The organism is Bacillus sp. M5A3_1b (assembly GCF_053345335.1).
In genome coordinates this window covers 1-1,669 of record NZ_JBKEZY010000033.1, presented here as the reverse complement: position 1 = coordinate 1,669, position 1,669 = coordinate 1, and the positions used below count along the sequence as shown (strand labels likewise).

Genomic DNA, 1,669 nt, shown 5'->3' with positions numbered 1-1,669 from the left:
GTTAACATCTTCGTTAGTTAATGTCAACTAAGTTTTTTATTTTGTGTGCCGCGTTCTGCGTTATTGCATCGGCGACTTGTTCTATATTACACCTCTATAGCCTAATCGTCAACACCTTTTATTCAATTAATAATAAAAATAATTCCAAAGTTATTTTCTATATTAGTTTCAGTTATTTAATTCCTCTCATTCAATGAAAATAATGAAAAGGACATCCTATTACATACAAAGCGTCCTTTCCATTAAACATTATATACATGCTCTTATAAACTTTAACATTCTTCATTCTCTTTAATATTTTGATCGTCTGATATAAATAAATCAATTAGTTTACGTTTATCCGCCCATATCACTCCAAATAAAACTAAGCTGCCACCTATTCCTATTCTCCACGTTAAAGATTCATTTAATAGAACAATTGAAGCAACTATACTTATTAACGGTAACGCATTTAAATATAATCCACTTACTGATGCCGAGACTGTCTCTAATGCTCTATTCCAAAACCAATACGCTAAAATTGTTGCCCCAATAACAAGATATATTACACTAAACCCTGTCTTCCATGTTTCGATTTTTGGAAAACCATAATAAAAAGTTTCTGCCATTGCAAATGGTAATAGAATAACAGCTCCAATAATTAAAGTTAATGTTGTAAAAACTTTGTTTGATAGATACTGTTCTTGTTTTGGTCGTTTCAGCAATACTGTATAGAAAGCAAATAAGAACGTACTTAATAAAATAAGGATATCTCCTATTAAAGATACTTCTTGATCGACATTACTAGATGGAATTGTAATAAGAAGTACTCCGATAGCCCCCAATACAATACCGATCCAATAATTAAGCCGAATTTTTTCTTTCAAAAAGAACGCCGAAAAAAGAATTGTAACTAAAGGTAAAGCAGCATCAATAATACTAACATGCAATCCACTTGTTAAAGAAATACCGTAGGATGTGAACATAAAGTACCCAGATACGCCAGTAAAAGATAGTAAACTCATTCTTTTCCACGGGACCTGTTTATGTACAACTGATCTTTTTAATTGTTTAAATGAGAATAGTAAACAGATTCCACCAGCTAAGAAAAGGCGAATAAATAACAAAGTAAATGGCTGAATAGATTCTAATGCCCACTTTGTTGGCGCAATGGCTGTCCCCCATAATATAACAGCCACTAATAACATGCATATTTCTTTCATAATCCCCCACACCCATCAAAAAATATATGTTAACTATCTTAATTATAGATTTTTTCTTATGTGAAATCCTTCAAAACTGAAAAACCGTTATGTGAAAAACAACTAAATAGCTATTTTCCACATAACAGTTTCATATAAAAAGTAAAATATTTTAGTCATTCCACGACTCAATTAATACAAAAAGGTAATTCTTACCTTAACCTAACATTTAAATGTATTACTTTATTACCTTTTATGGCATTATCGTTCAAAATTCATTTTAAACAGTCTCTATTTCATTCTTTTCACTTCTTTAGCGTCATTCAATTTATGGATTATGACATTTAGTAAATAAAAATAAACACAAAAAAACCTAAGTCGAATCGACTTAGGTTTTTGCTTGGCGACGTCCTACTCTCACAGGGACAAAGTCCCAACTACCATCGGCGCTAGAGAGCTTAACTTCCGTGTTCGGTATGGGAACGGGT

The 1,669-nt window shown here is 31.7% G+C and carries 1 protein-coding gene and 1 rRNA gene; both read right to left on the bottom strand.

What is annotated here, in order from left to right:
• Positions 1 to 272: 272 nt before the first annotated feature.
• Positions 273 to 1,202: a DMT family transporter gene (locus tag ACLBWW_RS28575; RefSeq protein WP_048541579.1), complete on the bottom strand. Its 930-nt coding sequence runs from the start codon at positions 1,200 to 1,202 to the stop codon at positions 273 to 275.
• Between the two features lie 377 nt (positions 1,203 to 1,579).
• A 5S ribosomal RNA gene (gene rrf / locus ACLBWW_RS28570) occupies positions 1,580 to 1,669 on the bottom strand; the annotation flags it as partial.